Origin of the sequence: Hymenobacter sp. GOD-10R, from assembly GCF_035609205.1 — a bacterium.
Taxonomy (GTDB): domain Bacteria; phylum Bacteroidota; class Bacteroidia; order Cytophagales; family Hymenobacteraceae; genus Hymenobacter.
The window spans coordinates 2,562,411-2,587,783 of sequence record NZ_CP141184.1 but is presented as its reverse complement, the minus strand read 5'-3'; the positions used below and the strand labels follow the sequence as shown (position 1 = coordinate 2,587,783).

The following is a 25,373-nucleotide window of genomic DNA, read 5'->3' as shown; positions in this document are numbered from 1 at the left end:
GCCGCCGCGTCCGGCAGTTAGGGCATAATCACCGGCGAGCTAGCTTTCTGCCGCGCGGCATACGCTTCCTGCTTCGGAAACTCCCCGCCCGGCGTGAGCCAGTCGAGCACGGCCATGCGGATGGAGATGCCGTTTTCGACTTGGTTGGTAATCAAGCTGCGCTCGTAGTCCATCACGGCGTCGCACAGCTCGACTCCCCGGTTCACGGGGCCGGGGTGCATGATGTAGAGGCCCTTGTCGCGGATTTCCGCTAGCCGGGCAGTGGTGATGCCGTACACCCGGTGGTATTCGCGGACGCTGGGGAAAAACTGCACGTCCTGGCGCTCCATCTGCACGCGAAGTAGGTACACCACATCGGGCGCCCAAGCCATTGCCGCTTCGTAGTCGGTGAAGCGGGGAATGCTTTCCGGGACGTATTTGGGTACCAGCGAGCCTGGGCCGAGGTAAGCAACCTCGATACCTAGCTTTTGCAGCAGCGTGCTCGTAGAGCGCGCGACGCGGGAGTGGAGAATGTCCCCAATGATGAGGACTCTTTTGCCCCTAGGGTCGGGAAATTTCTCCCGGATGGTGAAGGCATCCAGCAGGGCCTGGGTCGGGTGCTCGTGCGCTCCGTCGCCGGCATTGATAACCGAGGCTGTGGTTTGGCGGGCAATCATGCCGGGCAGGCCGGGGTGGCTATGGCGCACGACGATGTAGTCGGTGCGCATGGCCTGGAGCGTCTCAATGGTCTCGCGCACCGACTCGCCTTTGGTGATGGAGGAGTGGGCCACATCGAAATTCGTTACCTCCGCCGAGAGGCGTTTGGCCGCTACCTCGAAGGAGGAGTGCGTCCGGGTGCTAGCCTCGTAGAACAGCATGAGCACGGACTTGCCCTCAAGGGCAGGAATTTTCTTCACCGAGTGGGTGAACAATTTTTTAAACGACGTGGATTGGTCGAGCAGGAACTCGATTTCCTCACGGTGGAGGGAGGCGATGTCGAGCAGGTCTTTACGTGCCATACCGAAGTGGAGGAAAATGAGGTGGACTAGCTAAAACGGACAATGTGAATACTTATCTGCCACTACCTATGACAGAAAAATGGACTACCGGTGTGGGCCGAGGCGATGGTAACAGCAGCCACGACTGGGGGAGGGTGTTGGCGTCCATGGGAGGTAGGGGTTTGGGTTTAGCGTTTGAGGTATGCACTACGCATTGGCTGCGGGGTGGTAGCCGACGAACTCAACGGACATAAAAAAACCGTTTCGGAATCCGAAACGGTGGCGGGGCAACACTCAAAAAAAACAACGGAAATACCAGAGGCAAAATCAGGAGAACCGATGGTTGCGAAGACCTTCCGGTCCACTCGCGGTTCCCAGCCAAGCAGGGTCCCACGCTTCATCAACAAGTTTTTTGGTTGAAGCATGCTGCAAAGCTACGGCATTGTTACGTATCCTTTAAGTATGTTAAGCAAGAATTTCTGTTGAGGCTAACGGACGTATTGCGAACAAACAAGCAAAGAACGTTTGGTTTGAGGCCCTATACGGAAGGATTCCAAGCCGATTGGCGCCCTAGACCTAGGTTGAAAGTTCGGTACTAGAGTTAAATGCGCGGCTTGGGTTAGGGCTCTTGTTGAAAATACTCCTTGCGCTTTTACCAGGGTCAAGCAGGGTCATGTTCTAGCCTTTTGATCTTCTGTATGCCCTTCGGCTTACCCTAGCAGCCCATGCAACTGCGCGTACTGGAGTAGCAGGATGGTTTTGGCATCTCGAATGTCGCCGGTTTTGAGCAGGTGCAAGGCATGCGCGAAAGGCAGTTCGAGTACTTCAATATCTTCCTGTTCTTCGGCTAGCCCGCCGCCGCTGTGCACACGTAACTCCTCCCCGTACTCGGCCACGAAGAAGTACAGCATCTCCGTCACGGAGCCCGGCGACATATACGCTTCGAATACTTTCTGCACGTTCTGCACGCGGTAGCCAGTTTCCTCCTCCGTCTCCCGCCGAATGCAGGCCTCCGCATCGTCTTGGTCAAGCAGGCCTGCGCAGGCTTCGATGAGCATGCCGGTGGGGTTGCCGTTCACGAAGGTGGGCATGCGAAACTGCCGGGTGAGAATCACCGTCTTCTTGCCGGGATTATACAGCAGAATGGCTGCGCCATTGCCCCGGTCGTAGGCTTCCCGGCTTTGGGTAGACCAGCGGCCGTCTTTCTGCCGGAGTTCAAAGGTAATCTTACGAAGCGTGTACCAGTTGTCGGACAACACTTCAATAGCCTTGGTATTGACTTCGGGAATGTACATGAGTAGAAGGTAGATAAGTGAAGAAAAGCGTCGTGTAATTACTTGTCGCGCACGAAGGAGTGAGAAGCCGGAGGTGGACTATCCGCTGAGCAGGTACCCGTCGTCGGTTGTCTGCCGCATACTGGTGGCCCGTCATAGTTACTGCCTTCCAGCGTGCAATCCCACTGCTTGGTACTTGAGGCACCTAGGTTTACCACCCAGATATCCTCCACCCCTAGGTTAGCTTGCGTTTATAACCGAAATACCAGGTTGCGAAGCACCTACGAGAATACTGCGGCCGTCGCGCGTGGGCTGTTCCTTCTCACTAGCACCTAAGGTACGGTCTCGTTGCTTGGTGGCGTTTGTGCAAAGGTGCTCCCATAAGCAAGCGGCCACAGACCACGAAGAAAGCGTGGAGTTTCATAGCAAAGGAACAGAAGGCAAAAGTAGCGGTAAAGCTTAAAGCCAATTAAAGCACTGGCAGCTTGTTTTAGGCTTCGCTAGGATAGCTGCTGCAAGCGTACGACAAAGCTAGCAAGGCTCCTGCTGACAGACTTTTGTCAAACGGAGTTCTACTTGCGGCTGCCGGATTCTTCTTAAAACCGGCTATTATCATAAGCAGCCCAAGTTAATCTGTTTGTGGCAGGCAGCTAGGTTACGTGTTCCAGCTAGCCTACTTCAAGTGTATGAGTTGATTAAAACGCGCCTTGGGTTGATGCTGTGGAATCTCGCTAGGCATCAGCAGATAGCCATCCAAAAACCAGAGAGAAGGCAGTAATCCGCGAGCGAGAAGTAGAAATCCGTTTGACGAAAGCCCGCCGGAAAGCGGCACCCTAGCTTTGTCGCAGTGAAAGTATCAGTCAAGCAATGAAGCACTTATGCTTGCCTTGGCAACTGCTAGTGCGAAGTGTCTGACCATAGCTTGTTCGTCTGCCCTACTCCTTCTCTCATGAATGTTTCTGCCTGGCGCTTGGCGCTTTCATTGGTAAACCTAGGTGGCTTGCTGTGCCGCGCGGCGATGGGGCTGCTCCTGCTTGGGGGCAGCTTTGCAGTGCAGGCACAAGCAGCGTGGCAAACAACGTATTCATTTCCAGGTGGCGCGAAGACCGGCATAGCGGCTACGGGTGACTCCACCTTAATCACAGCCGTGGCGACCGGAATTATGTGCACCAACAACCAAGGGCGCACTTGGCAGCTAGCTTTGCGGGCGCATTTCGTGGAGGTAGTTTATGCTACGCGCAGCGGGGAATTGTTAGCTGGCGGCCTGGGGAAAGTGTATCGGAGCTTCAATGCCGGAGCTAGCTGGGATTCGGTTCGCCTAACTACCTCCTACCCTATCACGACCTTTGCGGAAACCCCGCAGGGACAACTCCTCCTCGGCACGGGCGCTTACACCACAACGGGCAGCATCGGGAGCGGCGTGTATTTCTCCGCTGACAAGGGATTTACGTGGCAGGTCCGCAATACCGGGTTTGGCACCGGCCGCTACGTCAATCAACTCACCGTCGACCGCCAAGGCCGGGTGTACGCGGCCGTGGCCGATCAAAATACGGACCACCAACCGGGGCTGTATGTGTCGGGCGACAATGGGCAGCTTTGGCGTTATTTGCCCTTGTGCCTCCGCAGCCCCGATTTTACGGATCCAGTTAACGTGCTAGAAGTTACGGCACTAGCCGTGAGCCCGCAGGATTCGCTCCAATGCAGCTTCTCGGGAAGCTATGCCACAATCGGCGTGATGGGCAACTTCACTAAGAGCGTGGCCGAAGCCGCTGATCCTAGCATCGGCTGGACTGTGCGTGGAGGTACCAGCGCCCAAAACTGGTGGTTTCGCCCGCCTCTGAACCACTTGTATTTTGCCGCTAATGGCACGTGGTATAGTTCGCGCACCGGTACCCCTAGCTTCGGCGGCACCTTGGTGTCGCAGGACCGCGGACACACTTGGGGCCTCCTGAATGCAGGGCTAGGGGTAAGCATCTACGGCCTGCACGAACCCCAGCAATTTGCTGAGCTGCCCGACGGCAAGCTCTTCATGGTGCAAAATCTAGACCCGCTTGTGTACTGGGCTACCAGCGTAGTTACCGCCAATCGGCCCCAGCAGGAACAAGCGCAAGTGCAGCTGTATCCCAATCCTGCGACCGACTTGGTCCACATTGTCAACAATACGCACCAACCTCTTCGCGCCGTCACGCTCACCGACCTAGGTGGCCGGCTAGTGCGCCGCCTCGAGCCTTCCGCCACCGCCCTTGCTCCTACGCTCGACCTGCGTGAACTGACCGCCGGTGTGTACGTGGCAACGCTCACGCTCGCCAACGGGCACGTAGTGCGGCAGCGGGTGGTGAAGCAATAACGCTTTCGCCTTTCCAGGCAAAGCATCAATCTACCAATCCTTTATCGCGCAGCAGTGGCCTCCGCCAACTGCCTAGGCTAGCCCTTGCCTATGGGGTTCATCATTACGCCAAAGCTAGGTACTGGCCAGCCCGGCACGCGCACGCATTCCCTTGTTCTTCCTTCCTTTCAATTACACTCTTTTATGCAATTCTTTCCCTATCGTTTGACAGCGTTGGTGGTAGGCCTTTCTGCCTTGACACTCACAGCCTGTGAGGATAAAGATCCTTCTCCAGAGCCTTCCACTAAGCCCAAAGCCGCGTTTACGTACACCGGCGGCACTTGCCAGGATGGCTGCCCGGTGACGTTTCAGAATACCTCGCAGAACGCTACTACCTACACCTGGGATTTTGGCGACAACACCACGGGCAGTCAAACCGACGCTCAGTTTTCGCACGCCTACGCCCGAGCCGGCCTGTACCGCGTAAAGCTCAAAGCAACTAGCGCAGGCGGCGCTGACACCACAAGCCAGCGCATCACGGTCGGAACAGGCTCGGGCTGCACCCGCCAGATCATTCCGGTTAGCGGCAACATCACGACCGCCACCACCTGGGAATCGTGCAATGTGTACGTGGTGGATGGGAACGTGGGGCTCAGCAACGTACTCACCGTGCAGCCAGGCACGGTGGTGAAGTTCAAGCCGGGCGGTGGGTTAGAATTGCAAGGGGCCGGCCGAATCGAGGCTGCGGGTACGGCTGCCGCCCCCATTTTCTTCACCTCCAGCAAGGACGATAGCCACGGCGGCGACTCCAACACCGATGGCAGCACCACCACCCCAGCCCGCAAAGATTGGAACCACATCAACCTCAACGGCAAGAGTGGCTCGCGCCTAGAATACTGCCAGTTGCTTTATGGCGGGGGCAACGGCACCCTGAGCTACACCCTCGCTTTGTTCAATGGCAGCGCCACGGTTCGTAACTGCACCTTCGCTCACAACGCAGGTGGCGGAAACAACCAGCCCGGTGCGTTGCACGCTGGCGAAGCTTTGGCCAACACCGTTATCGAAGGCAACACCTTCTACGACAACGAGCTACCCTTGCGTGTCAACAACCTCTTCAGCCTGGACAACTCCAACTCGTTTCAGAACCCGCAGAGCGCGGCGCAGAAAAATGACTTTCAGGGCATCTGGGTGGAAGACACTTCCAACCCGTCGCAGGCTCTGAGTTGGGGCGAAACGGAAGTGCCGTACGTGCTGGAAAGTACCTATTGGGAGTCGGCGCTTACCCTAGGTGCCGGCGTCACGCTCAAGCTGCTGCCCAACGCGCTGCTGCAGTTCAACAGCGGCGGTAAGCTGCTCGCACGCGGCACCAGCGCCCAGCCCGTCGTCTTCACTTCTTATAAAGACGACGCGCACGGCGGCGACACAAACCACGACGGCACCAACACCACCGCGGCCAAAAAGGATTGGCGCAACCTGGTGGTGGGCAGCACCGGCGGGTCCGAACTTGCTTATTGCCAATTCTTCTACGGCGGCAACGGCGGCAACACCCTCGATCTGTTTGCCAGCGTCATCAGCGTGACACACTGCACCTTCGCCCACAACGGGCAAGACGACCTCGTGACCGAGGCCGCCCTCGACGCGTCGCGTGCTTATGCCGGTACCGTTATCCAGCACAACGTCTTTTATGACAACGTGCGGCCGCTTTCCATCACCAGCAGCTTCGACCTCGACGATTCCAACACCTTCCACAATCCGGCCAACGCCAGCGAGAAAAATCAGTACCAGGGCATCGTGGCGGTATGGAACCACAACCTGAGCAAGGCAATCGTGAGCTGGGAGGAAACCGAAGTGGCCTATGTGAACGCCGAGAACATTGACCTAGCTATTGACAAATCTTTGCGCCTAGGCAACAACGTCACGCTGAAGTTCTTGCCCACTATGCAGGTTATCCTGCGCAGCACCCTCGCCCAACTGGTCAATGCTAACGGCTCGGGCGTGACCTTCACCTCTTACAAAGACGACACCCGCGGCGGCGACTCCAACGGCAACGGCAGTGCCAATGCTCCGACGGCCGGCGACTGGAAAGGCGTGTATTCCGGCGGCTGGCAAACGTGGTCTAACATCTACTACGCCAGCAACTAGCGCTGACGCAGCGCTCCTCTAGGCTTCTGCCCCTGAGTAGCTCTTCACTGACCTAGATTGGTAGCTTACGACCACTTCATCAGCCGCGCCATGATTGATAAACTAGCTTGGATCCGCCTGGAGGACGGCGCCATCCTGACGGCCCGCAGCCGCCACCGCGACGCCTACTACATTCCGGGTGGGAAAAGAGAACCCGGCGAACTAGATCAGGAAGCTTTACTGCGGGAAATAAAGGAGGAGCTAAGCGTCGATCTGATTCCGGAAACGGTGCGCTTGGTGGGGCAATTTGAAGCCCAGGCGCACGACAAACCAGCCGGTACGCTGGTACGAATGCGCTGCTACGCAGCCGATTACTGCGGCGAGCTGGCCCCAGCCGCCGAGATTGAAGAAATGGCGTGGCTTACCTACGCCGATCGGGCTAACGTATCGGCCGTGGCCCAGCTCATTTTTGACGCGCTGCACCAAGCGGGCCTGTTGAGATAAGGCCTAGGTCCAGAATACCCGAAGAATGCAGCCCAGTAAAAGCCGGGGGCTGCAACTCAACAAGTAGCGCATGCCTACGCGCTTTTCACCGAGACCTAGGTTGTGCAGCACCAAGCGCCTTTTCGCTGCGCAAAACCGTGCCTCCACTCTTCTCCTATATGCTATGAAAACAAATCTTTTCCAGTGGGTTTCCACGGTGCTACTGCTAAGTACCGTGGGAGTCCGCGCCCAAGCGCCCAATACGGCGGCCACTTACCACAACTGGCCCGTCGTTGTGAGCCTACAGTTTCACAGCCTCTCCACGCCGCTCGGCGACTGGCCAACGTCCTTTTCCAATCCTGGGTTGAGCCTAGGTACTGAGTTTCGCTACAACCGCCGCGCCACGCTGTTGCAGAGCGCCCAGGTAGGATACTATCATAACCGCTACGCCGGCAATGGCCTGTACGTAGCGCCGCAGCTAGTGTACCGCCCGCAGCTCGGACCGCTGTACGCCGAGCTGCGGGCCGGAGTCGGGGCGCTGTACACCATGCAGCCAAGCCGTTCTTACGAGCTGAAAGACGACAGTTGGCAAACGCACAATCACGGCGGCAAGCTCACCCTGATGCTGCCGGTGGGGTTGTCGATAGGCTACAACGGGCGGCAAGCCGCGCCCCGAATTTCGCCCTTCGTCAGCTACCAGGTGTTTGTCCTGCACGGCTACAATCCCAGTATCCCAATCGTGCCCAACCGCTTACTGCAAGTTGGCGTCCGGGCCCACCTCTTTCACCACTGATCCGTTATGAAAACCTTGTGTCTGGGCCTGCTGTTGGCCTTGGGCGCCTGTACGCCCGTCGATTTTACTGCCCCGGCCACGACTTGCGCCGCCCCGGCTATCATCAACCCTAGCTTTTCCAAGGCAACCGCACTTCGGCAGGTGCTACAACGCTACGCAGCCGCTGGTTTGCCGGGTTGCGCGGTAGCCGTGTACAGCCCCACGGAGGGCTACTGGGCCGATGCTGCCGGCTTTGCCCAAATCGAAACTCGCACGCCCATGCAGGTCTGCCACTTGCAGTATGGGCAAAGCGTGGCCAAAACCTACGCCGCCGTGGCCCTGCTTATGCTCTACGAGGAAGGTAAGGTGCAACTCGACGCACCCATTACGGAGTACCTGCCGGCCAATCTGAGTCGCAAACTGCCCGATCCGGAAAAGATAACTGTGCGCATGCTGCTCAACCACACCTCTGGCTTATCCGACTACGCCAGCAATGCCGACTACATAGCCTACCTGCTACAACACCCGCGGCACCGCTTCAGCAGCGCCGACTACCTCGACTACCTGACCGGCACCAAGCTGGAGTTTGAGCCCGGCAGCAAGTTCAACTATTCTAATACGAACTACCTGCTCGTCGCCCTTATTACCGATGCGATTCACGGCGACCATGCCCGCCTGATTCAGGAACGCATCCTTGCTCCGTTAGCCCTGCAAAGTACCTTTTACCACAACACCCCTAGCTACCTTCGCCAGCCCGACGTAGTGAACAGCTACTTTGAGCGCTACGGCAACGGCCAGGTAGAAAACGTGTCGCAGATGCAACAGATCAACGTAGAGTCACTGTATGGCGACGACGGCCTTGTGGCCTCACCCCTGGATTATGTCGCCTTTCTGCGGGCCCTAATGGAAGACCGCCTTCTTAAGCCCGCCACTCGCCAGCTGATGATGAGTTGGGTGAAGGACCCCGAAACCGGTAAGCCCAAGTACGGCATGGGGCTGTACCACATTGAGCACCAAGGCCACGTAGCCTACGGGCACGGCGGCGCAGGCCTTGGAGCCGGCTGCGCCCTCTACTACCTGCCTGATAAGCAGCTGTACTTCTTTCTCGGCGTGAACATGGGCACTCTCACCGAAGGCAAGCTGGTGAGCAAAACCGGCGAACTGCGCGAGGCAGTGTTAGACGAGTTAATAAAATAAGCTTCGCATTAAGCGCCGCTATAGTCTGCAGAGCACTACGCCCCGACAGACTGACTGTAGTGGCGCACAATTAGTTTTGTTTAGATCCTCTCATTGCTCCTACTTCGTCGATTTGTTGACAAAGGCAAGGCACTTGTGCGAGTACTGCTTGGCTACATTCTACCAAGCAGTTCCGTAAGGTTAGACCTAGTAGGAGCATCAAGGCCGTAACAAGTGCGAACGGTCGCTTTCTACAGCCGTTTCCATTTCGGCAATACATCTGCTGTGCCTTGTGGCTTGTCTGCTACTTTCCACTACGCCAGGAACCAGCGAGAGCCGCCGGTTCCTAATCAGGTTCCCAAGATGTGAGGAGCCAAATACAACCCAAAACGTGGCAGCAGAGATGCGGTAACGACAAACTGAGTAGATATCATAATTACCACTGCTCCCCAAGGGTCACTGCGTATAGCACACCAAGCAATGATGTTGTGATAACCAATACATATAATAAGTAAGATTATTTGCTTTATACTAAATCCGATTATAAACCATGTGCGTACATTTAATTCCCAAGAGGAGAACCAGTGTCTACTTTTAGGAATTCATATAGGCTCTTTTTCCCACTCTCATCTCGTTTCTACTCCTACTCACCTAGAATTGACAGGCGTTGATCGAAGCTAAACTAAGCGTTAAATGGCCTTCTAGTATCTTTGAATCACAATAAAGGCAACGATACTTTATTCTTGCCACTTCCCTATTAATACTCCCGCTTTTTCTCGCACGCTCTTTTTGCACTTTTCCCAATATGAAACTCAAGACTTCTCCCTTCCACGCAACAACTGGTCAACTTCTTCCCGCTTACCGCGACGCGTACTTGCGTGGTGACCTCTCCAGCCAAAACACCGAACTCGTCGACGCGTACATCAATGCCAACCGTCAACAAGCCGATGCGACACTACGCCGCTTCCACGAGCTCAAAGGTCAGGGGCACCAGGTGAAAGCCGTCGGCTGGGTGCAGCGTCAATTCGACCTAATTCGCACCGAGCCCCAGCGCTTCCGCCAGCGCGCCGCGACGATGATTGTGGGAGCCGCACTGGTCGGTAGTGCCGTGTTTGCCGGCTCGAGCCGCCCTACCACCACCGAAGCAACTTTGCCGATGGCTTCTTCAGCCCTGTCTCCTGCTGAAACGGAAGCCTCCGCGAACCTACTGCGCGTGGCCACGGTACGGGGGCGCATCTTGGACGAGAACGGCAAGCCGCTAGTGGGCGCGACGGTGCTGCAAAAGGGCAGCTTCTACGGGGTGAGCACCGATGCCAAAGGGGAATACCTGCTGCGCGTACCCGCGAATCAGCCAGTAACGTTGCAATACGGCTACGGAGGTTACACCGAGCAGGAAGTGCAAGTGAAAGGCACCACCGTGGGCAACATGACCCTAGCCCCGCGTCCAGGCGCGAAGAAACACCGCTGGTTCTTCTTCTAAGAATAACTCCGCGGCTATTTAGGGCTCCGTTCAGCTCCAGAGCGGGAGCTAGCGAGAACCAACGAAATACAGCAAGGAAATAAAGCCACAGCGGCGCTACGTAGGGATGTACGTAGCGCCGCTGTGGCTTTATTTCTTCGTATAAGAACGACTGACCTAGCTTCCAGCCAAAGACACACGCTGTTGCTGGAGTGCAGTAAGAGTACTAAGTGCTCGGCAACCTAGAGTTACTATTTTTTCCGTGAGGTACAGTCTTCCCAGAAAAATAGTAACGCAGCTATTCTGCGTTGGCTTAGCGAGGCGCCCCTGCGACGTTGACACAAGACGCTGAGGCCATTGGTAGGACCTATTCACTGCTATTCTCAACCAGTAGAGCTGGCTAGAAGTCTGCGCATAGCATATGGTCTGCGCAGCCCTGCTATTTGTTACGAAAAAGGCAGGGAGTCTGGGGCAACAACTCTTCGCGTGCAAGAGGGACCCAGTTACACTACCTTCCCTAGTGGCAGTTGTAGAATTGGACTTCGGGCATTGATACCAGACTATTGTGAACGCCTTTAACTCTTAATTAGAGGCGCGCCAAAGCGTGCACTAGGGTAAGGGAAGGAAAATCGTGCGACTAGTGGCAGCGGAGAAGCAAAGGCGGGTCTCAGTTCAGTAATGGCAGAACTACCTTGAACGAGCAAGCAGCGGTTTAAGCAGGAGTAGGTTAACACTTGCGTGTGACTGGCAACGTTCTTGTAAAGTGGTTGATAATCAGCAACACTTGCCTCCGTGCACCTCGTCTCCCCTGTTTCTTCGGTTGTCTGCTTTGAAAATTCGGCTGTTCGGCTGACTATACGTTCCGGTGGGTATTTGCAGCTGGTGTGTTTACCGGCTTGCAGTAGCCGCTTCGCCTTACGCGCCGGGTTAGAGTGCTTGTTGTCGTACCTAGCCGAGGGATACGCTCATAAAGTACTCTTGGATCAGCGCGGCATGTCCCCCTTGAGTGAAGAAGATACCTTGTGGTTGCTGCTGGAATGGTTGCCCCGCGCCACGCAGTATGGGCCGTCGTATGTGGCCGTGTTGCCCGCACAGGAAGTGGAGCGTCGCCTCACGATGTACACGCTGCACCAGCAGGCCGAACAACGCTTCCCCATGGTCTTCCAGAACTTCGCACAGGAGCAGCAAGCGCTCGACTGGCTACTCGCTACGGCCTAGGCTGACCGCACCAAGGTGCTCGCTCGCCTGCTATCCTGCTGGCCCTGCTGCAGGGTAGCAGGCGAGCGTATATTTCTCTGCTTTGCATTGCATATCTTTGATACACAGTGTCATCGTTTCAGGCTTAGGAGGGTAATGCAAGAGCTTGACTGAAAATATTCTACACCGGTTGATATGGTGCTTGGCACCGCTCCTACTACTAGGGGCCTGTGATGGGCCAGCGAAACCCCGTACGTACCGCATTGGGTTCTCGCAGTGCAGCACAGCCGGCACTTGGCGGCAAGCCGTAACAGCGGGCATGGAACGAGAGTTGAGCTTCCATCCCGAGCTGCAGTTGCAGGTGACGGATGCACAGAGTAACAGCCAGTTGCAGCAGAAGCAAATTAGAGAGTTGTTGCGCGAGGGCATTGACCTACTGATTGTTTCGCCGCAGGAAGCGGGGGCCCTGACCCCGGTTGTAGCGGAGGCCTACCAGCGGGGCATCCCGGTGGTGCTACTCGACCGGCGGATTGCTTCGGCCCAGTACACCGCTTTTGTGGGGGGTGATAACCTGGAGGCTGGCAAAACCGCCGCCCGCTACGCTGCTCGTTTGCTCAAAGAGCGTGGGAGCTTACTGGAGATTCTAGGCACTGCCGAGTCGCCGGCAACCAAAAACCGGCACCTAGGCTTCAGCCAAGGCTTGGCCGAGTTTCCCAACCTGCATCTGGTAGCCAAAGTGAATGGCAACTGGAGCCGAACAGGAGTGCAACCGCCCCTCACGGCGGCCCTGAAAGCGCATCCCGAGGTGTCGCTCATTTTTGCGCACAATGACGCTATGGGCCGAGGGGCCGCCGCCGTGCTGCAGCAAATGGGTCGCACACGGCAAGTGCGCATCATCGGCGTAGACGGGCTAGACCCGGTACTGATACAGCGGGGCGAGCTTACGGCTTCGCTGCTTTACCCGACCGCGGGCGAAGACGCCATCCGGCTAGCGTTTAAGATTCTGACCAAGCAGCCCTTCAAGCGGGAAAACATCCTGGCTACGCTAGTCGTCGACTCAACCAACGCGGCTACGATACGGCAGCAGACGGATAAGATGACCAGACAGCAGCGCGATATCGAGCGGCAGCAAGGTATCCTGCAGCAGCTGCAGGATGCCTATACCGCGCAGCACCGGGCCGTGTTCGGGTTGCTGGCTTCGTTGGTGGTGGCGCTTGCGTTAGGGGCCTTGGCATGGAATTCGGCCCGCAAGAACCGGCTGATAAACCGGCAGCTAGCCCTGCAAAATGCGGAAAACGATAAAATCAATAAGGAGCTAACCAGCCGCAACGAGGAGAACGACCGCATCAACCGCGAACTAGCCAGCCAGAACGAGGAAATCATGGTGCAGCGCAACCAGTTGGAGGCGCTGGCTCAGCAAGCGCGCGCCGATATGGAAGCAAAGCTGCGGTTTTTCACTAACCTCTCGCACGAGTTGCGCACGCCGCTCACCTTGCTGATGGGGCCAGTAGAAGAGCTGCTCACCAGCGGCTCCACGCTGACCAAAGACCAACGGCAGGATTTGACGTTGATGCGCCGCAACACCCGCCGGCTGCTGCAACTGGTCAATCAGCTCCTGGATTTTCGGAAAATTGAAGTGGGCAAGATGGCCGTGCGAGCCACCCAGGGCGATTTGGTGGCCTTCGTGCGCGAGATTGTGGAAGTGTTCGAGAAGCCGGCCCAGTTGCGCGGCATCGAGTTGCGACTGTTAAGCCCCGAGTCCGAGTTGCTGGCGTCCTTCGACTCTAATCTGCTCGACAAGGTGTTCTTCAACTTGCTTTCCAACGCGGTGAAGTTTACGCCCGACCGGGGCACGATTACCATCAGCCTGCAACCTGCCGACGAGGGACGGTTCGTGCAGGTTAGCATCGCCGATACCGGGCGCGGCATTTCGGAGCAGGACCGGGCGCACATTTTCGAGTGGTTTTACCAAGGCGACCAAAGTGGGCTAGGAACCGAAACCAAAGGCTCCGGCATTGGCCTGGCGCTGGCTAGTGGGCTGGTGCGCCTGCACCAGGGCGAACTCACCTTCAGTAGTTTGCCGGGACGGGGTAGTACATTCACCGTGACGCTACCACGCGAGTTGCCGGCCGAGCTGCTGGCCACGGACACTGGCGAGGAGCCGGCGGCGGGCTGGCTCGAGGAGCCGGAAGGCATGCTGCACGACTTAGTGCCCGAAGCAGAGGTAACGGCCAACGCCGACAGCGAAACGTTGGTGCTCGTGATTGAAGACAACCCGGAAGTTAATGGCTTCTTGATGCGCAAGCTGAACACCGATTTTCAGGTGCAAAGCGCTACCGATGGCCACACGGGCTTCCGCTTGGCTACCGACTTGGTGCCAGACCTCATCGTGTGCGATGTGATGATGCCGGGCCTCAGCGGCTTGGAAGTCGTAACGAAGCTGCGGGCCGACTGGCGCACCTCGCACATTCCGGTGGTGCTACTCACGGCCCGCGGGGCGGCCGAGCAGCAGGTGGAAGGCGTGCAAGCCGGCGCCGACCTTTACCTGACCAAGCCCTTCAACCCCGCGCTGCTACTCGAAAGCGTGCGTACCCTACTGGCCAACCGCGCCCGCCAGCGGGCGCATTTCCGTCGCGAGTTCCGCCTGGACGAAGCCGCGCTTACACCCGACCAGCAGTTCGTGGCCAACCTCACGGCCACCGTAGAGGCGCACCTGAGCGACACCAACCTGAGCGTGGAGGACGTGGCCCGTCACCTGAACCTAACGCGCATGCAGCTCTACCGCAAAGTGAAAGCGGTATTAGGCATGGGCGTCACGGAGTTCATTCAAGGACTGCGCTTGACCAAGGCCGGCGAGCTATTGCGCGACGAGTCACGCACCATCACCGACGTGGCCTACGAGCTAGGCTTTTCAACGCCGTCTTACTTTTCCAGCAGCTTCCGGGCCCGCTACCAAGTCTCGCCCTCCGAGTACCGGGCGCAGCACGCGCCCCACTAAAACTATTGTAACAGCGGTGTTTAAAAATTGAAACCGAGCCTTATGCAGGCTTGGTTTTTTTTGTTCGCAAATATTTGATTGTCAATACAAAATAAAAAAACCGTGCAATGAACACGTTTTGTCTAAAATCAGACAAAGCAGCCGCTTAGCTGCGCAGACTTTTGCACTGTTCAGGCTGGCCCCAAGGCGCCTTGCAGCGGCGCAGCTGAAGCGGCCATTGCCTGCCCAAGAGCAGATTGGCGGCACCTAGGGGCTAGCCTGTAACACCCGCCGCACCTAGGTGTTCCTACCCCTGCTCGCGGGGCGGCCCGTCACTAGCGCCACTCCCGGAGGGGGGTAGGCAAAACGTCTGAAGGTCTCTCTTACCACAACACCCCTGACCCCATGCTAACGAAGCAACATCCTTCTGCCGGACCGGCGGCTACGGAAGCGCAGCCGGCAGCCGGCGAGAGTGCGCTGGCTCAGCTGACCAGCTACCGCGTCAAACCGACGCACCAGGCCGCCTTCCGCCAGGCGCTTAGCGAGTACGTAACGAGTGCGCTCAACTTGCCCGGCAATATCATGGCCGAAGCCTACACTGAGTTGGATAAGCCCGACGTGTTTTGGCTGATTGAGCGGTGGCGCGACCAAGCGCAGCGGGAAGATTACCAGAAAAGCTACCCGGCCACGGCCGTGGCTAGGCTAGCCGAGGAAGCCCTGGCGGCACCCGCCGAGCTACTGCTGGTGCACGACCTGGAGCCCCTCTCCAAAGAAGACTGGCTACGGGCGCCTGCGGCCAGCGACCAGCCCCTGACCGTGATGCTGTTTGTGGATGCCGTGGCGGGCACGGGCCCCGAGTTCCGGCGGCGCTACCATGCCGCGATGCCCCAAATCCGCCAAGAGGCTGGCATCGTGACCTACCAGCTTACGCAGGTGCAAGGCTCTGAAGGCAAGTTTATTACCTATGAGAAATTTCGCAATGCGCAGGCCTTGCAGGACCACTTGAAATTTTCGTTCGTGGGGCCCATCCTCGACTTTCTGCACACCTCGATTACAAATCCGCCCTTCGAGTAGGGACTGCACAAGCTAACTGAGTTTGCCCCCTTGCGGTGGCAATAAGACCCTTTTTCCGTCACCCTTAACCAACCAAACCCATGAGTGCGCTAGATGAAAGCAAACGCGAGCTAGAAATACTACAGCAACTGACCAGTCAAGCATCGGTGGCGGGGCTACCCGTGGCCAAGCTGCTCACGGCCCCCGGCAATGAAAAGATGCGGGAGTTCTTTTTCACCCCCATCGACGACCCGCAAAAGCTGGCGGGCAAAAAGATTGCCGTCGTGGCGGCCGATGGCTTCGAGGAAATCGAGATGCTCGGCCCCGTGTGGTACTTCCGAGCCCTAGGGGCGCAGGTGGAAGTGGTGGGCCCCACGGATAACCCGGCGCCGGCCCGCTTTGGGCTGACTACCCCGGAAATGGCGAAGGACCACATCATGGCCATCCAATACCTGAACCCCGTGGGGTGGGTGAAAGTAGACCGCCGGGCCGACCAAGTGAAGGCCGACGACTACGATGCCGTGTTCATTCCCGGAGGGGCCTGGAACCCCGATAACTTGCGCTACGACAAAAACGTGGTGACCTACGTGCAAGATTTTTTCAAGTCGGGCAAGCTCGTGGCGGCCATCTGCCACGCCCCGGTGGTGCTGGCTACCGCCAACATTTTGAAGGGTAAAAAGCTCACGGGCTACTGGAACATCCAGACCGATTTGGTGAACGCCGGCGGGCAGGTGGTCGATGAGCCGGTGGTGGTCGATGGCAACCTCATTACCAGCCGCCACCCCATCGACGTGGCCGATTTTTCGCTGGCCGTAGCCGAGTGGCTAGTAAATCAAGAAGTGCTGGTGGAAGACACCGTGCCGGCGAACCGCTAGTGGGCCGCGGGTACCTAGGGTTAGAAAACGAGCTCTCGGGTGCTAGCCCTAGGTACCCGCTACGGAGCTAGGCCTGGCTGTAGCCTGCTTCTAGAATTCAGCGTGTTACGCGCTTGATAGGTCTTTTTGGGTTGTTCACTTACCGCTGTTTTTATGCCTCACTTTGTTCAAAAACCACTAAGTCAGCCCGCGGCGCAGGTAGTACCAGCGCAGGCGGTGACGCTGCACGTGAACGGCCAGGACCGCACCATTCAGATTGCGCCCTGGACCAGCTTGCTCGATGCCCTGCGCGAGTACGTGGGCCTGACGGGCACCAAAAAAGGCTGCGACCACGGCCAGTGCGGGGCCTGCACGGTACTTGTCGATGGCCTGCGCATCAACGCCTGCTTGGCGCTGGCTACCGTGTACCAGGGCCGGAAAATAGAGACGATTGAGGGCCTAGGTACCGAGGATAATCTGTCGCCCTTGCAGCAGGCCTTCATCGACCACGATGCCTTTCAGTGCGGCTACTGCACGCCCGGCCAGCTGTGCTCGGCCCAGGGGCTCCTCAACGAGGGCCGCGCCCAAACCGAGGACGAGGTGCGCGAGCTGCTGAGCGGCAACGTCTGCCGCTGCGGCGCCTATACCAATATTCTCTCGGCCGTGATGGAAGTGCTACATGATGGTCAGGCCATCGTGGACAACGGCACGCTGACAACGATTTCCGCTACTGCTCAATAATCTACGCGCCTTCCCATGAACAGCTTCACCCTTACCCAAGTGGACTCGGTGGCCGCGGCCCTAGCCGACCGGGCTAGCCACGACCAATCGGCCTACCTGAGCGGCGGCACCAACCTCGTGGACCTGATGAAGTACAACGTGACGCGGCCCGGCCACCTCACGAGCCTCAGCCACCTGCCGCTGCACCACATCGAGGCGCTGCCCGACGGCGGCTTGCGCCTCGGGGCCCTGGTGACCAATTCGGCCACTGCCTACGACGCGCAGGTGCAGGCGCGCTACCCGGTGCTGAGCCAGAGCATTCTGTCGGGGGCCACGCCGCAGCTGCGCAACGCGGCCACCGACGGCGGCAACCTCAACCAGCGTACCCGCTGCCCCTACTTCTACGACCTCGCTACCCCCTGCAACAAGCGCGAGCCCGGCACCGGCTGCTCGGCCCTCACGGGCTACAACCGCGGGTGCGGCGTGCTTGGCACCAGTGAAAGCTGCATCGCGACCCATCACTCCGATATGTGCGTGGCCCTAGCCGTGCTGGAGGCCGTGGTGCGCGTGCAAGGCCCGTCCGGGGAGCGCACCATCCGGTTCGAGGACTACCACCGACTGCCGGGCAACACGCCGGAGGTGGATAACACGCTGCAGCCCGGCGAGTTGGTGGTGGCTATCGACTTGCCCGCGCAGGGCTACGCCGAGCATTTTACTTACCTGAAAGTGCGCGACCGGACCAGTTACGCCTTCGCGACGGTGAGCGTGGCGGTGGGGCTGGAAATGGCCGGCGACACGATTACTAGGGCCCGCTTCGCCCTCGGGGGGGTAGCGCACAAGCCCTGGCGCGACCAAGAGGCCGAGAAGATGCTGGAAGGCCAGCCGGCCTCGCCCGAGCTGTTCCGCCGGGTGGCAGCCAAGGTGTTTGCCGAAGCCAAGGGCTACCCCTACAACGCCTTCAAAATAGAGCTAGGCCAGCGGGCCATCGTGCGGGCCCTCCGGCAAGCGGTGGCCATGGACCAGGCCCGGAATCCGAATGCTTTTCTCAACTCCAATCCCTAACCCATGAGCCAGACCATTGCTTCGCCGCCCACCGTCAAGCTGGGCACCGACTACGTAGGCCAGCCCACCAACCGCGTGGACGGTCCGGCCAAGGTGACGGGCGCCGCGCCCTACGCGGCCGATTTTGCCGTGGCCGACCTCTGGTACGGCTACGTGGTAAACAGTCCCATCACGAAAGGCCGCATCACGAAGATTGACACGGCGCCGGTGCTAGCCCTGCCCGGCGTAAAGCAGGTGTTTACGCACGAAAATGTACCCCCGCTGGCCGCGCCCGACAAATGCTACCAAGATGACCTGGCGCCGAACGGCTCGCCCTTCCGGCCGCTGCACTCGCCCGAGGTGGTCTACAACTTGCAGCCGGTGGCGCTGGTAGTGGCCGACACGTTTGAGTTGGCGCGCTACGCGGCTTCCATCTTGGAAATCGAGTATGAGGTGGCCGACTTCAACACCAACTTGGCGCAGGCGCGCCATAACGGCTTCACGCCGGGGAAAGACAACGTGTTTACGCCCCCAACTTCCTACGGCCACTTCGAGCAGGCCTACGCGGCGGCCACGTACCAGCACACCGGCGAGTACGCCCACCCCCCGCAGCACCACAACCCGATGGAGCTGTTTGCGACGACCGTGGAGTGGCTAGGCGACGGCCGGAAGCTGAAAATCTACGACAAGACGCAGGGCGTATTCAACACGCAGCAGTACTTGTGCAGCGTATTTGGGCTCGACAAAACCGATGCGCAGGTTATCACCAAGTACATGGGCGGCGGCTTTGGCGCGGGGCTGCGGCCGCAGCACCAGGCGTTTCTGGCCACCCTGGCGGCGCTTGAGCTGCAACACTCCGTGCGCCTGACCCTCACGCGCGACCAGATGTTCAGCATGGGCAACCGGCCCGCGGTAATTCAGAACCTGAAGCTAGGCACCGACGAGTGGGGCCACCTCACAGCCCTGCAACACCACGCGGTGGCTGAAACGTCGCGCTTCGAGAAGTACGCCGACAACGTGGTGCCCACCTCGGGCGTGCTCTATAACTGCGACAACGTGTCGCTGGAACACCAAATTGCGGCCCTCGATATCTACACGCCGCAGTCAATGCGGGCGCCGGGAGCGGCGTCGGGCGAGTTTGCCCTCGAAGTGGCCATCGACGAAATGGCCTACCTAGCCGGCCGCGACCCGCTGGAGTTTCGCCTGCTGAATTACTCAGAAACCGACAAAACCACCGGCAAGCCCTTCAGCAGCAAGCGCCTGCGCGACTGCTACCACGAAGGGGCCGCCAAATTCGGCTGGGACGCCCGCACGCCGGAGCCGCGCTCCATGCGCGACGGCAACTTACTGGTGGGCTGGGGGGTAGGCACTGGCATCTGGGACGCCATGCAGATGCCCACTAAGGCCAAGGCCGTGCTGACCGCCAGCGGTCACCTCACGGTGAGCAGCGGCAGCACCGACATCGGCACCGGCACCTACACCATCATGACCCAAATGGCCGCCCAAACGATGGGCCTGCCCCTGGAGGATGTCACCTTCGTGCTCGGCGATACCAGTTTGCCGCAGGCTCCCCTGCAAGGCGGCTCCTGGATGGCGGCCTCGCTCGGCTCGGCCGTGCAGGACACGTGCCAGGCCCTAGGCAAAAAAGTGCTCCGCCTGGCTCAGCAGCAAGCTGACTCGCCGCTCGCCGGCCTCGCCTACGAGGACGTGCAGTTCGCGGAGGGCGTCATTCGGGCCAACGACGACATCAGCTGGCAAGTCAGCATTCGGGACGTGCTGGCGGCCAGTGGCGAGCCTAGCGTAGAAGCCACGGGCGGGGGCGCGCCCGACAAAGCCAAGCAGGCGCAATACTCGATGCACTCGCACAACGCGGTGTTTGTGGAAGTGAAAATAGACGAGGACCTCGGCATCATCCGCGTCACGCGGGTGGTGAATGCCGTGGCGGCCGGCCGCATCATGAACACCAAAACGGCGCGCAGCCAGGTGCTCGGCTCCGTGGTATGGGGCATCGGCATGGCCCTGATGGAGGCCACGGTGCTCGATAACCAGTTCGGCCGGTACATGAACCACAACTACGGCGAGTACCACGTGCCGGTGAACGCCGACATCCACAAAATTGACGTCATTTTCGTGGAGGAAAACGATACCATCGTGAACCCTATCGGGGTGAAAGGCATCGGGGAAGTGGGCATGCTCGGCGTAACGGCGGCCGTAGCCAACGCCATTTACCATGCAACCGGCAAGCGCGTGCGTGAACTGCCCATCACGCTCGACAAGCTGCTTTAGGGCCTGGCCTCACTGGTTCAGAACGCCATGACCGAGTTGCAGCGACTTTTACTGGCTTACGACGAGCACCGCGCGGCTGGGCGGCCCTGCGCACTGGCGACGGTGGTGGAGGTGCTCGGCTCGGCGTATCGCCGGCCGGGCGCGCGCATGCTCGTCACCGACGATGGGCAGCTCACCGGCGCCATCAGTGGGGGCTGCCTAGAAGGCGATGCCCGGCAGCGGGCGCGGCGCGCCCTCGTACAGGGCGTGCCGGCGCTGGTAACCTACGACACCCGCGACGAAGACGACCCGCGGCACGGCCTCGGGCCCGGCTGCCAGGGCGTGGTGCGCATCTTGCTGGAGCCGCTAAACTTTTCAGACCAGACCAACCCGCTGGAAATACTGCGCAGCTTTGCCCGGCACCCGGTGCCCGCCGTGCTGGCTACGCTATTCGCCACCGATGCGGCGGGGCCTAAGGCGGTAGTAGGTCAGCGGCTGCTTCTTACCGCCACCGAAGCCCTAGGCAGCAGCCCGCTACAGGCCGGCCCGTTGACGGAAGCTGCCCGCGCTACACTGGGCCAAGGGCAGTCGCGCGTGCTGACGCTTGACACGGATGCCGGGCCGGTGCGGGCGCTGCTGGAGGTGCTGGTGCCGCCGCTGCGGCTGATGGTGTACGGCGCCGGCAACGACGCTCAGCCGCTGGTGCGCCTGGCGGCCTCGCTGGGCTGGCACATTACGGTCGTGGATGGCCGTCCGCACCTAGCCACGGCCGCCCGCTTTCCAGAGGCCGCCGCGGTGCACATCGTGCCGGTGCAGGAACTCGAAACCGCCGCGCCCGACCCACTGGCTTACCACGTGCTGCTCAGCCACAACTACGCTTACGACCTGGCGGTGCTACAAACCCTAGCTTGCTCGCCCGCGCCTTACATTGGCTTGCTTGGTCCGCGGCAGAAAGCTCAGCGCCTGCTCGACGAGCTACCCGGCGATACCACCGGCTTGCGCCACCGCCTGCACAGCCCCATCGGCTTGGACCTAGGCAGCGAGACGCCCGAGGAAATTGCCCTCTGCATTGTGGCTGAAATTCAGGCCCACCGCAACGGGCGGGTAGGGCAGCCATTGCGTGACCGGGCGGGCACGCTGCACAGCCACTAGTTCTTGGCCAGCAGCGGCGCAGGGTAAAGCGCTAGCGCTGAAAGCCGGGCGTCTTTCAAGCCCAGAAGCTGATTTGCTGACTCCCTGCCGGGACGCCACTACCCCCACTATTCTTTCTATCCGCATGAGTCACTATCCTCCTGATACGGTACCTCGCCTGCGCGCTAGCGACCCGCCCGGCACACGCCGCCCTTCTTGGTTGGAGCTACTCACCGACCTAGCCTTTGTCGTCATCCTAGGCCAGCTGGTTAGGCGCCTGCTCGAGGTGCCCGGCGAGGTCGCCGTCGGCGACTTGCTGTTGCTCGTGGTGCCGGTGTGGTGGCTCTGGAATGGGCTGACCTTTTATACCAACCGCTTTGCCGTAGTCAACGACCTAGGCGACTTTCTGTTTACGGTGGTGCAGCTGCTGGGTTTGTTGGTGCTAGCGGTCGTCACGAAGCTCGCCCTAACCAGCCATGCCAACACGGTCCTGTTCGTGTGCATCTACGCGGGGCTCAGGGGGGTAGTACATTTACAATACGCCCGCGTGGCCTATTTCGTGCCCGTCGCTCGGCCCTACGTGCGGCATGTGCAGGTCGGCTTCGGGGTGTCGCTGGCCTGTTGGGTAGGAGCGGCGCTGGCGCCTACCCCGCTTAGCTACTGCCTGTGGGCACTAGCGCTGGCGGCAGAGATAGGTACGCCCTTGGTGGCGGGCGGGCGGGCTCTGCACCAGCACATCCCCCCCGATGCCCGCCACCTGCCCGGGCGGGTTGCCACCTTTGTGCTACTGGTGCTTGGGCAGGTGGCGCACGGCGTCACGCAGGGGCTTTCCCAAACGGGGCTGAGCGGGGAAGGCCTCGGCCGGGCGGTGCTAGCGGGCCTGACCCTTATCGGGCTAGGCGGGGCCTACTTCACCCGGGTGTACGAAGCGCCCGTGCAGGCCCTGAGCGAACGGCAGCGCACCGGTCCGTTCTGGGCGTGGGTGTATCTACACCTACCGCTGACGCTCTGCCTGCTCGTGAGCAGCGCCGGGCTGACGCTGGCCGTGGCCGATAAGCGCGCGCTGGCACTCACTAGCTTGTTGGTAGGAGCCGGGGTGGGCGGCAGCTACCTGGTGATGGGGCTGCTGGGCCTTGTGAATCAATGGGCTAGTGAGCAGCCTCAGCCCGGCACCAAGCTGCGGGTAACCATCCGGGTGGCGGCCGGAAGCTGCCTGGTACTGGCCGCGCCCTGGGTTTCGCCGCTGCTCTTGTTGCTGCTAGGTACCGCAACCGGCCTAGGCATCGTCCTCGTGGACTATTTCGGGCCGGCGGCCCCAGTTACGGGTTTTACTACCATTGCGTCTCGCTACACCCACGACCCGACGAAAAAGCCTGGTCCGCTGAAAGACGTGCCGCCGAATTTAGCGCCCACCGAGCCCGCCGCTCCAAACCAAAGAGTCCTCGGACTAGCTTCCAAGGAGGAGGCATGTTGAACCAGCTTCGAGGTCGGCTGCTGGCAGCTTACCGGCATTTCAGGCCGTCGTTTCTGCTTGTCAGCGTTCTAGCTGGCTTAACGCTACAGCCAAGAATTGGCCGGGCGCAGCAACAGGCCGATTTAGTAGGCTGGACCTGGGCAAGTGTGCAGTGGCAACCCGATAGCAGCCGCTGGGCGCTGGAAATCTCGCCTAATTACGTAGTCTATCAGAACCTGACGCGCACGTTTTTGCGCCTCGGCCTGGGGCGCGTCAGCTACGCCTGGCCCCGGCAGCAGTTGACGCTTTCCCTGCTGTACGAAGTAGGGCCGGCTGACCAGCGGGGCACGCTACAGTTGGCGCGACTTTACCTAGGCCAGGAGCTGGCTACCCGCCGCCTACACCCGCGCTGGCAGCTCTCCCTAGATCGCCTCTGGTTTACCCCCGAACTCTTCGAAAGCCAGGAACGGCCGCCCATCTACCGGGTGCGCACCTTGGTTGGCATCGTGCCCCCGCTCAGCCATCATTTGAGCTTGGTGCTCAATACAGAGCCCTTTGTATATCGCACCGACACCTGGCTGCAAGAGGTGCGCTCCCAAGTCGGTTTGCAGTTCGCCCCGAGGGCGGGCATCACGGCGCAGGCGCTGTACTGGAACTGGTGGGCGGGCTACGAGCCGCGGCGCGTGCGCTGGCAGCATACGGTGCTGCTAACCGCAACCTTTCACCTTAAATAACACCCTGGCGCGAACACCGCCAATAACTAGCCGCTATTTGAATCTAAAACATATAAACAGCAATAGTTCAAGCAAATGACAAGCGCCTTTTCTACACAAATCCAAAAGCTGACTTACTCCCGCAGTTGCTCTCCTATTACTTGCGCTGCAGGCGCTTTCTACCCGGGCAAATTCCTGCCAGGTAGTTGAGTTTCGATTTTACTTTCCACTGACCAGTTAGGCTGGTCGTCAATTCGTTCCTGTTGAAGTCACTTCCTATCCTGCGTTCCATCGGCGCAGTCGTCGGCTCCGCGACCTTACTCGCGGCTTGCCAAGCCAACCCCACTACTAGTTCAAACGCCTCCGCCACCAGCAGCTATTTCACTTCTCGTACTACGGGCGTGCAAACGGGCGGCGTACAGCTCGTACCGATTACCACGCCCAAAGGCACGTTCAACGTCTGGACCAAGCGCTTTGGCAACAACCCCAAGATGAAGGTGCTGCTACTCAATGGCGGCCCCGGGGCCACGCACGAGTACTTCGAGTGCCTGGAAAACTTCTTGCCAGCCGAGGGTATCGAGTTCATCTACTACGACCAGCTCGGCTGCGGCAACTCCGATAATCCCAAGGACACGGCTATGTGGAGCTTGCCGCGCTACGTGGAAGAGATGGAGCAGGTGCGCAAAGCCCTCAACCTGACCAACGACAACTTCTACCTGCTCGGCCACTCTTGGGGCGGCATCTTGGCGGCCGAGTATGCTTTCAAGTACCAGCAGAACCTCAAGGGCCTCATCATCTCCAACATGATGATGAGCGGCCCGGCCTACGGCAAGTATGCTCATGAGGTGCTGGCCAAGCAGATGAAGCCCGAAGTGCTAGCCGAAATCCGCCAACTGGAAGCGAAAAAGGACTTTGCCAACCCGCGCTACATGGAGCTGCTGCTGCCTAATTTCTACCAGCAGCATATCTGCCGCCTACCCCTGGCCCTGTGGCCCGAGCCGCTGAACCGTTCCCTGGGCAAAATCAATCAGTCGCTTTATGTGACCATGCAGGTACCTAGTGAATTTGGGCTGGCGGGCAAACTGACGCACTGGGACCGGAGCCGCGACCTAGCCCGGCTCACCATGCCCGTGCTTTCCATCGGCGGCAAGTACGATACCATGGACCCCGAGCACATGGCCTGGATTGCCACGCAGGTTAAGCAAGGCAACTCCCTGATTTGCCCCAACGGCAGCCACATGAGCCTCTACGACGACCAGCAAACCTACATGGCCGGCCTGATTAAATACCTGAAGGCAGTAGACGACGGCTCATTTCAGCCCGGTACCAAATTGTAGCCCTCCCTCCTGCTGGCGGCTCCATCCTTTCTCTTTCCTTCTTT

At 59.4% G+C, this 25,373-nt stretch carries 19 protein-coding genes; 17 read left to right on the top strand and 2 right to left on the bottom strand.

The genetic code is table 11. The features are described 5' to 3' along the window. Nucleotides 1–17: 17 nt before the first annotated feature. Nucleotides 18–998: an aspartate carbamoyltransferase catalytic subunit gene (locus SD425_RS10385; protein WP_324678178.1), complete on the bottom strand. Its 981-nt coding sequence runs from the start codon at nt 996–998 to the stop codon at nt 18–20. Between the two features lie 689 nt (nt 999–1,687). Next, complete coding sequence (gene nudK / locus SD425_RS10380; protein ID WP_324678176.1) at nt 1,688–2,272, bottom strand: GDP-mannose pyrophosphatase NudK; 585 nt, start codon at nt 2,270–2,272, stop codon at nt 1,688–1,690. A 928-nt stretch (nt 2,273–3,200) separates the two neighbouring features. On the opposite strand from nudK, the gene SD425_RS10375 reads away from it, so the two are divergent. The 17 genes from SD425_RS10375 (at nt 3,201) to SD425_RS10295 (ending at nt 25,329) form a co-directional block, all read left to right on the top strand. Further along, nucleotides 3,201–4,598, top strand: a complete 1,398-nt coding sequence (locus SD425_RS10375; RefSeq protein ID WP_324678174.1) for a T9SS type A sorting domain-containing protein — start codon at nt 3,201–3,203, stop codon at nt 4,596–4,598. A gap of 90 nt (nt 4,599–4,688) precedes the next feature. Continuing rightward, nucleotides 4,689–6,719 carry a PKD domain-containing protein gene (locus SD425_RS10370; RefSeq protein WP_324678172.1) on the top strand — a complete coding sequence of 677 codons (2,031 nt, stop codon included), beginning with the start codon at nt 4,689–4,691 and terminating at the stop codon, nt 6,717–6,719. A gap of 57 nt (nt 6,720–6,776) precedes the next feature. Next, nucleotides 6,777–7,202 (top strand): NUDIX domain-containing protein, encoded by a 426-nt coding sequence (locus tag SD425_RS10365; protein WP_324678170.1) that lies wholly within the window; start codon nt 6,777–6,779, stop codon nt 7,200–7,202. Between the two features lie 163 nt (nt 7,203–7,365). After that, entirely contained in the window at nt 7,366–7,974 is a 609-nt protein-coding gene (locus SD425_RS10360; protein ID WP_324678168.1) for a hypothetical protein, read from the top strand. A gap of 6 nt (nt 7,975–7,980) precedes the next feature. Next, nucleotides 7,981–9,150, top strand: a complete 1,170-nt coding sequence (locus SD425_RS10355) for a serine hydrolase domain-containing protein (RefSeq protein ID WP_324678166.1) — start codon at nt 7,981–7,983, stop codon at nt 9,148–9,150. A gap of 784 nt (nt 9,151–9,934) precedes the next feature. Next, entirely contained in the window at nt 9,935–10,609 is a 675-nt protein-coding gene (locus SD425_RS10350) for a carboxypeptidase-like regulatory domain-containing protein (RefSeq protein ID WP_324678164.1), read from the top strand. Nucleotides 10,610–11,581: 972 nt separating this feature from the next. Beyond that, complete coding sequence (locus tag SD425_RS10345; RefSeq protein WP_324678163.1) at nt 11,582–11,806, top strand: hypothetical protein; 225 nt, start codon at nt 11,582–11,584, stop codon at nt 11,804–11,806. A 181-nt stretch (nt 11,807–11,987) separates the two neighbouring features. Continuing rightward, nucleotides 11,988–14,783, top strand: a complete 2,796-nt coding sequence (locus SD425_RS10340) for a substrate-binding domain-containing protein (protein ID WP_324678160.1) — start codon at nt 11,988–11,990, stop codon at nt 14,781–14,783. A 384-nt stretch (nt 14,784–15,167) separates the two neighbouring features. Continuing rightward, complete coding sequence (locus tag SD425_RS10335) at nt 15,168–15,836, top strand: antibiotic biosynthesis monooxygenase (RefSeq protein WP_324678158.1); 669 nt, start codon at nt 15,168–15,170, stop codon at nt 15,834–15,836. Between the two features lie 80 nt (nt 15,837–15,916). Then, nucleotides 15,917–16,690, top strand: a complete 774-nt coding sequence (locus SD425_RS10330) for a type 1 glutamine amidotransferase domain-containing protein (RefSeq protein WP_324678156.1) — start codon at nt 15,917–15,919, stop codon at nt 16,688–16,690. 153 nt (nt 16,691–16,843) lie between these two features. After that, the gene (locus SD425_RS10325; protein WP_324678154.1) at nt 16,844–17,410 is read left to right on the top strand and encodes a (2Fe-2S)-binding protein; all 567 of its coding nucleotides are present in this window, start codon (nt 16,844–16,846) and stop codon (nt 17,408–17,410) included. Between the two features lie 15 nt (nt 17,411–17,425). Further along, entirely contained in the window at nt 17,426–18,451 is a 1,026-nt protein-coding gene (locus tag SD425_RS10320) for a xanthine dehydrogenase family protein subunit M (RefSeq protein ID WP_324678152.1), read from the top strand. A 3-nt stretch (nt 18,452–18,454) separates the two neighbouring features. After that, nucleotides 18,455–20,716, top strand: coding sequence for a xanthine dehydrogenase family protein molybdopterin-binding subunit (locus SD425_RS10315; RefSeq protein ID WP_324678150.1), 2,262 nt, complete (start codon nt 18,455–18,457; stop codon nt 20,714–20,716). Nucleotides 20,717–20,743: 27 nt separating this feature from the next. Then, on the top strand, nt 20,744–21,847 hold the full coding sequence (locus tag SD425_RS10310) for an XdhC family protein (RefSeq protein ID WP_324678148.1): 1,104 nt from the start codon (nt 20,744–20,746) through the stop codon (nt 21,845–21,847). A 124-nt stretch (nt 21,848–21,971) separates the two neighbouring features. Further along, nucleotides 21,972–23,300 carry a low temperature requirement protein A gene (locus SD425_RS10305; protein ID WP_324678146.1) on the top strand — a complete coding sequence of 443 codons (1,329 nt, stop codon included), beginning with the start codon at nt 21,972–21,974 and terminating at the stop codon, nt 23,298–23,300. Next, nucleotides 23,294–24,013, top strand: coding sequence for a hypothetical protein (locus tag SD425_RS10300; protein WP_324678144.1), 720 nt, complete (start codon nt 23,294–23,296; stop codon nt 24,011–24,013). The genes SD425_RS10305 and SD425_RS10300 overlap by 7 nt, the downstream gene beginning before the upstream one ends. A 242-nt stretch (nt 24,014–24,255) precedes the next feature. Further along, on the top strand, nt 24,256–25,329 hold the full coding sequence (locus SD425_RS10295; RefSeq protein ID WP_416381030.1) for a proline iminopeptidase-family hydrolase: 1,074 nt from the start codon (nt 24,256–24,258) through the stop codon (nt 25,327–25,329). Nucleotides 25,330–25,373: the final 44 nt, after the last annotated feature.

Excerpts from the sequence above, each read along its gene's own strand:
- SD425_RS10385 (WP_324678178.1), bottom strand. The coding sequence starts at position 998 with ATGGCACGTAAAGACCTGCTCGACATCGCCTCCCTCCACCGTGAGGAA.
- nudK (WP_324678176.1), bottom strand. The coding sequence starts at position 2,272 with ATGTACATTCCCGAAGTCAATACCAAGGCTATTGAAGTGTTGTCCGAC.
- SD425_RS10375 (WP_324678174.1), top strand. The coding sequence starts at position 3,201 with ATGAATGTTTCTGCCTGGCGCTTGGCGCTTTCATTGGTAAACCTAGGT.
- SD425_RS10370 (WP_324678172.1), top strand. The coding sequence starts at position 4,689 with ATGGGGTTCATCATTACGCCAAAGCTAGGTACTGGCCAGCCCGGCACG.
- SD425_RS10360 (WP_324678168.1), top strand. The coding sequence starts at position 7,366 with ATGAAAACAAATCTTTTCCAGTGGGTTTCCACGGTGCTACTGCTAAGT.
- SD425_RS10355 (WP_324678166.1), top strand. The coding sequence starts at position 7,981 with ATGAAAACCTTGTGTCTGGGCCTGCTGTTGGCCTTGGGCGCCTGTACG.
- SD425_RS10350 (WP_324678164.1), top strand. The coding sequence starts at position 9,935 with ATGAAACTCAAGACTTCTCCCTTCCACGCAACAACTGGTCAACTTCTT.
- SD425_RS10345 (WP_324678163.1), top strand. The coding sequence starts at position 11,582 with ATGTCCCCCTTGAGTGAAGAAGATACCTTGTGGTTGCTGCTGGAATGG.
- SD425_RS10335 (WP_324678158.1), top strand. The coding sequence starts at position 15,168 with ATGCTAACGAAGCAACATCCTTCTGCCGGACCGGCGGCTACGGAAGCG.
- SD425_RS10330 (WP_324678156.1), top strand. The coding sequence starts at position 15,917 with ATGAGTGCGCTAGATGAAAGCAAACGCGAGCTAGAAATACTACAGCAA.
- SD425_RS10325 (WP_324678154.1), top strand. The coding sequence starts at position 16,844 with ATGCCTCACTTTGTTCAAAAACCACTAAGTCAGCCCGCGGCGCAGGTA.
- SD425_RS10320 (WP_324678152.1), top strand. The coding sequence starts at position 17,426 with ATGAACAGCTTCACCCTTACCCAAGTGGACTCGGTGGCCGCGGCCCTA.
- SD425_RS10315 (WP_324678150.1), top strand. The coding sequence starts at position 18,455 with ATGAGCCAGACCATTGCTTCGCCGCCCACCGTCAAGCTGGGCACCGAC.
- SD425_RS10310 (WP_324678148.1), top strand. The coding sequence starts at position 20,744 with ATGACCGAGTTGCAGCGACTTTTACTGGCTTACGACGAGCACCGCGCG.
- SD425_RS10305 (WP_324678146.1), top strand. The coding sequence starts at position 21,972 with ATGAGTCACTATCCTCCTGATACGGTACCTCGCCTGCGCGCTAGCGAC.
- SD425_RS10300 (WP_324678144.1), top strand. The coding sequence starts at position 23,294 with ATGTTGAACCAGCTTCGAGGTCGGCTGCTGGCAGCTTACCGGCATTTC.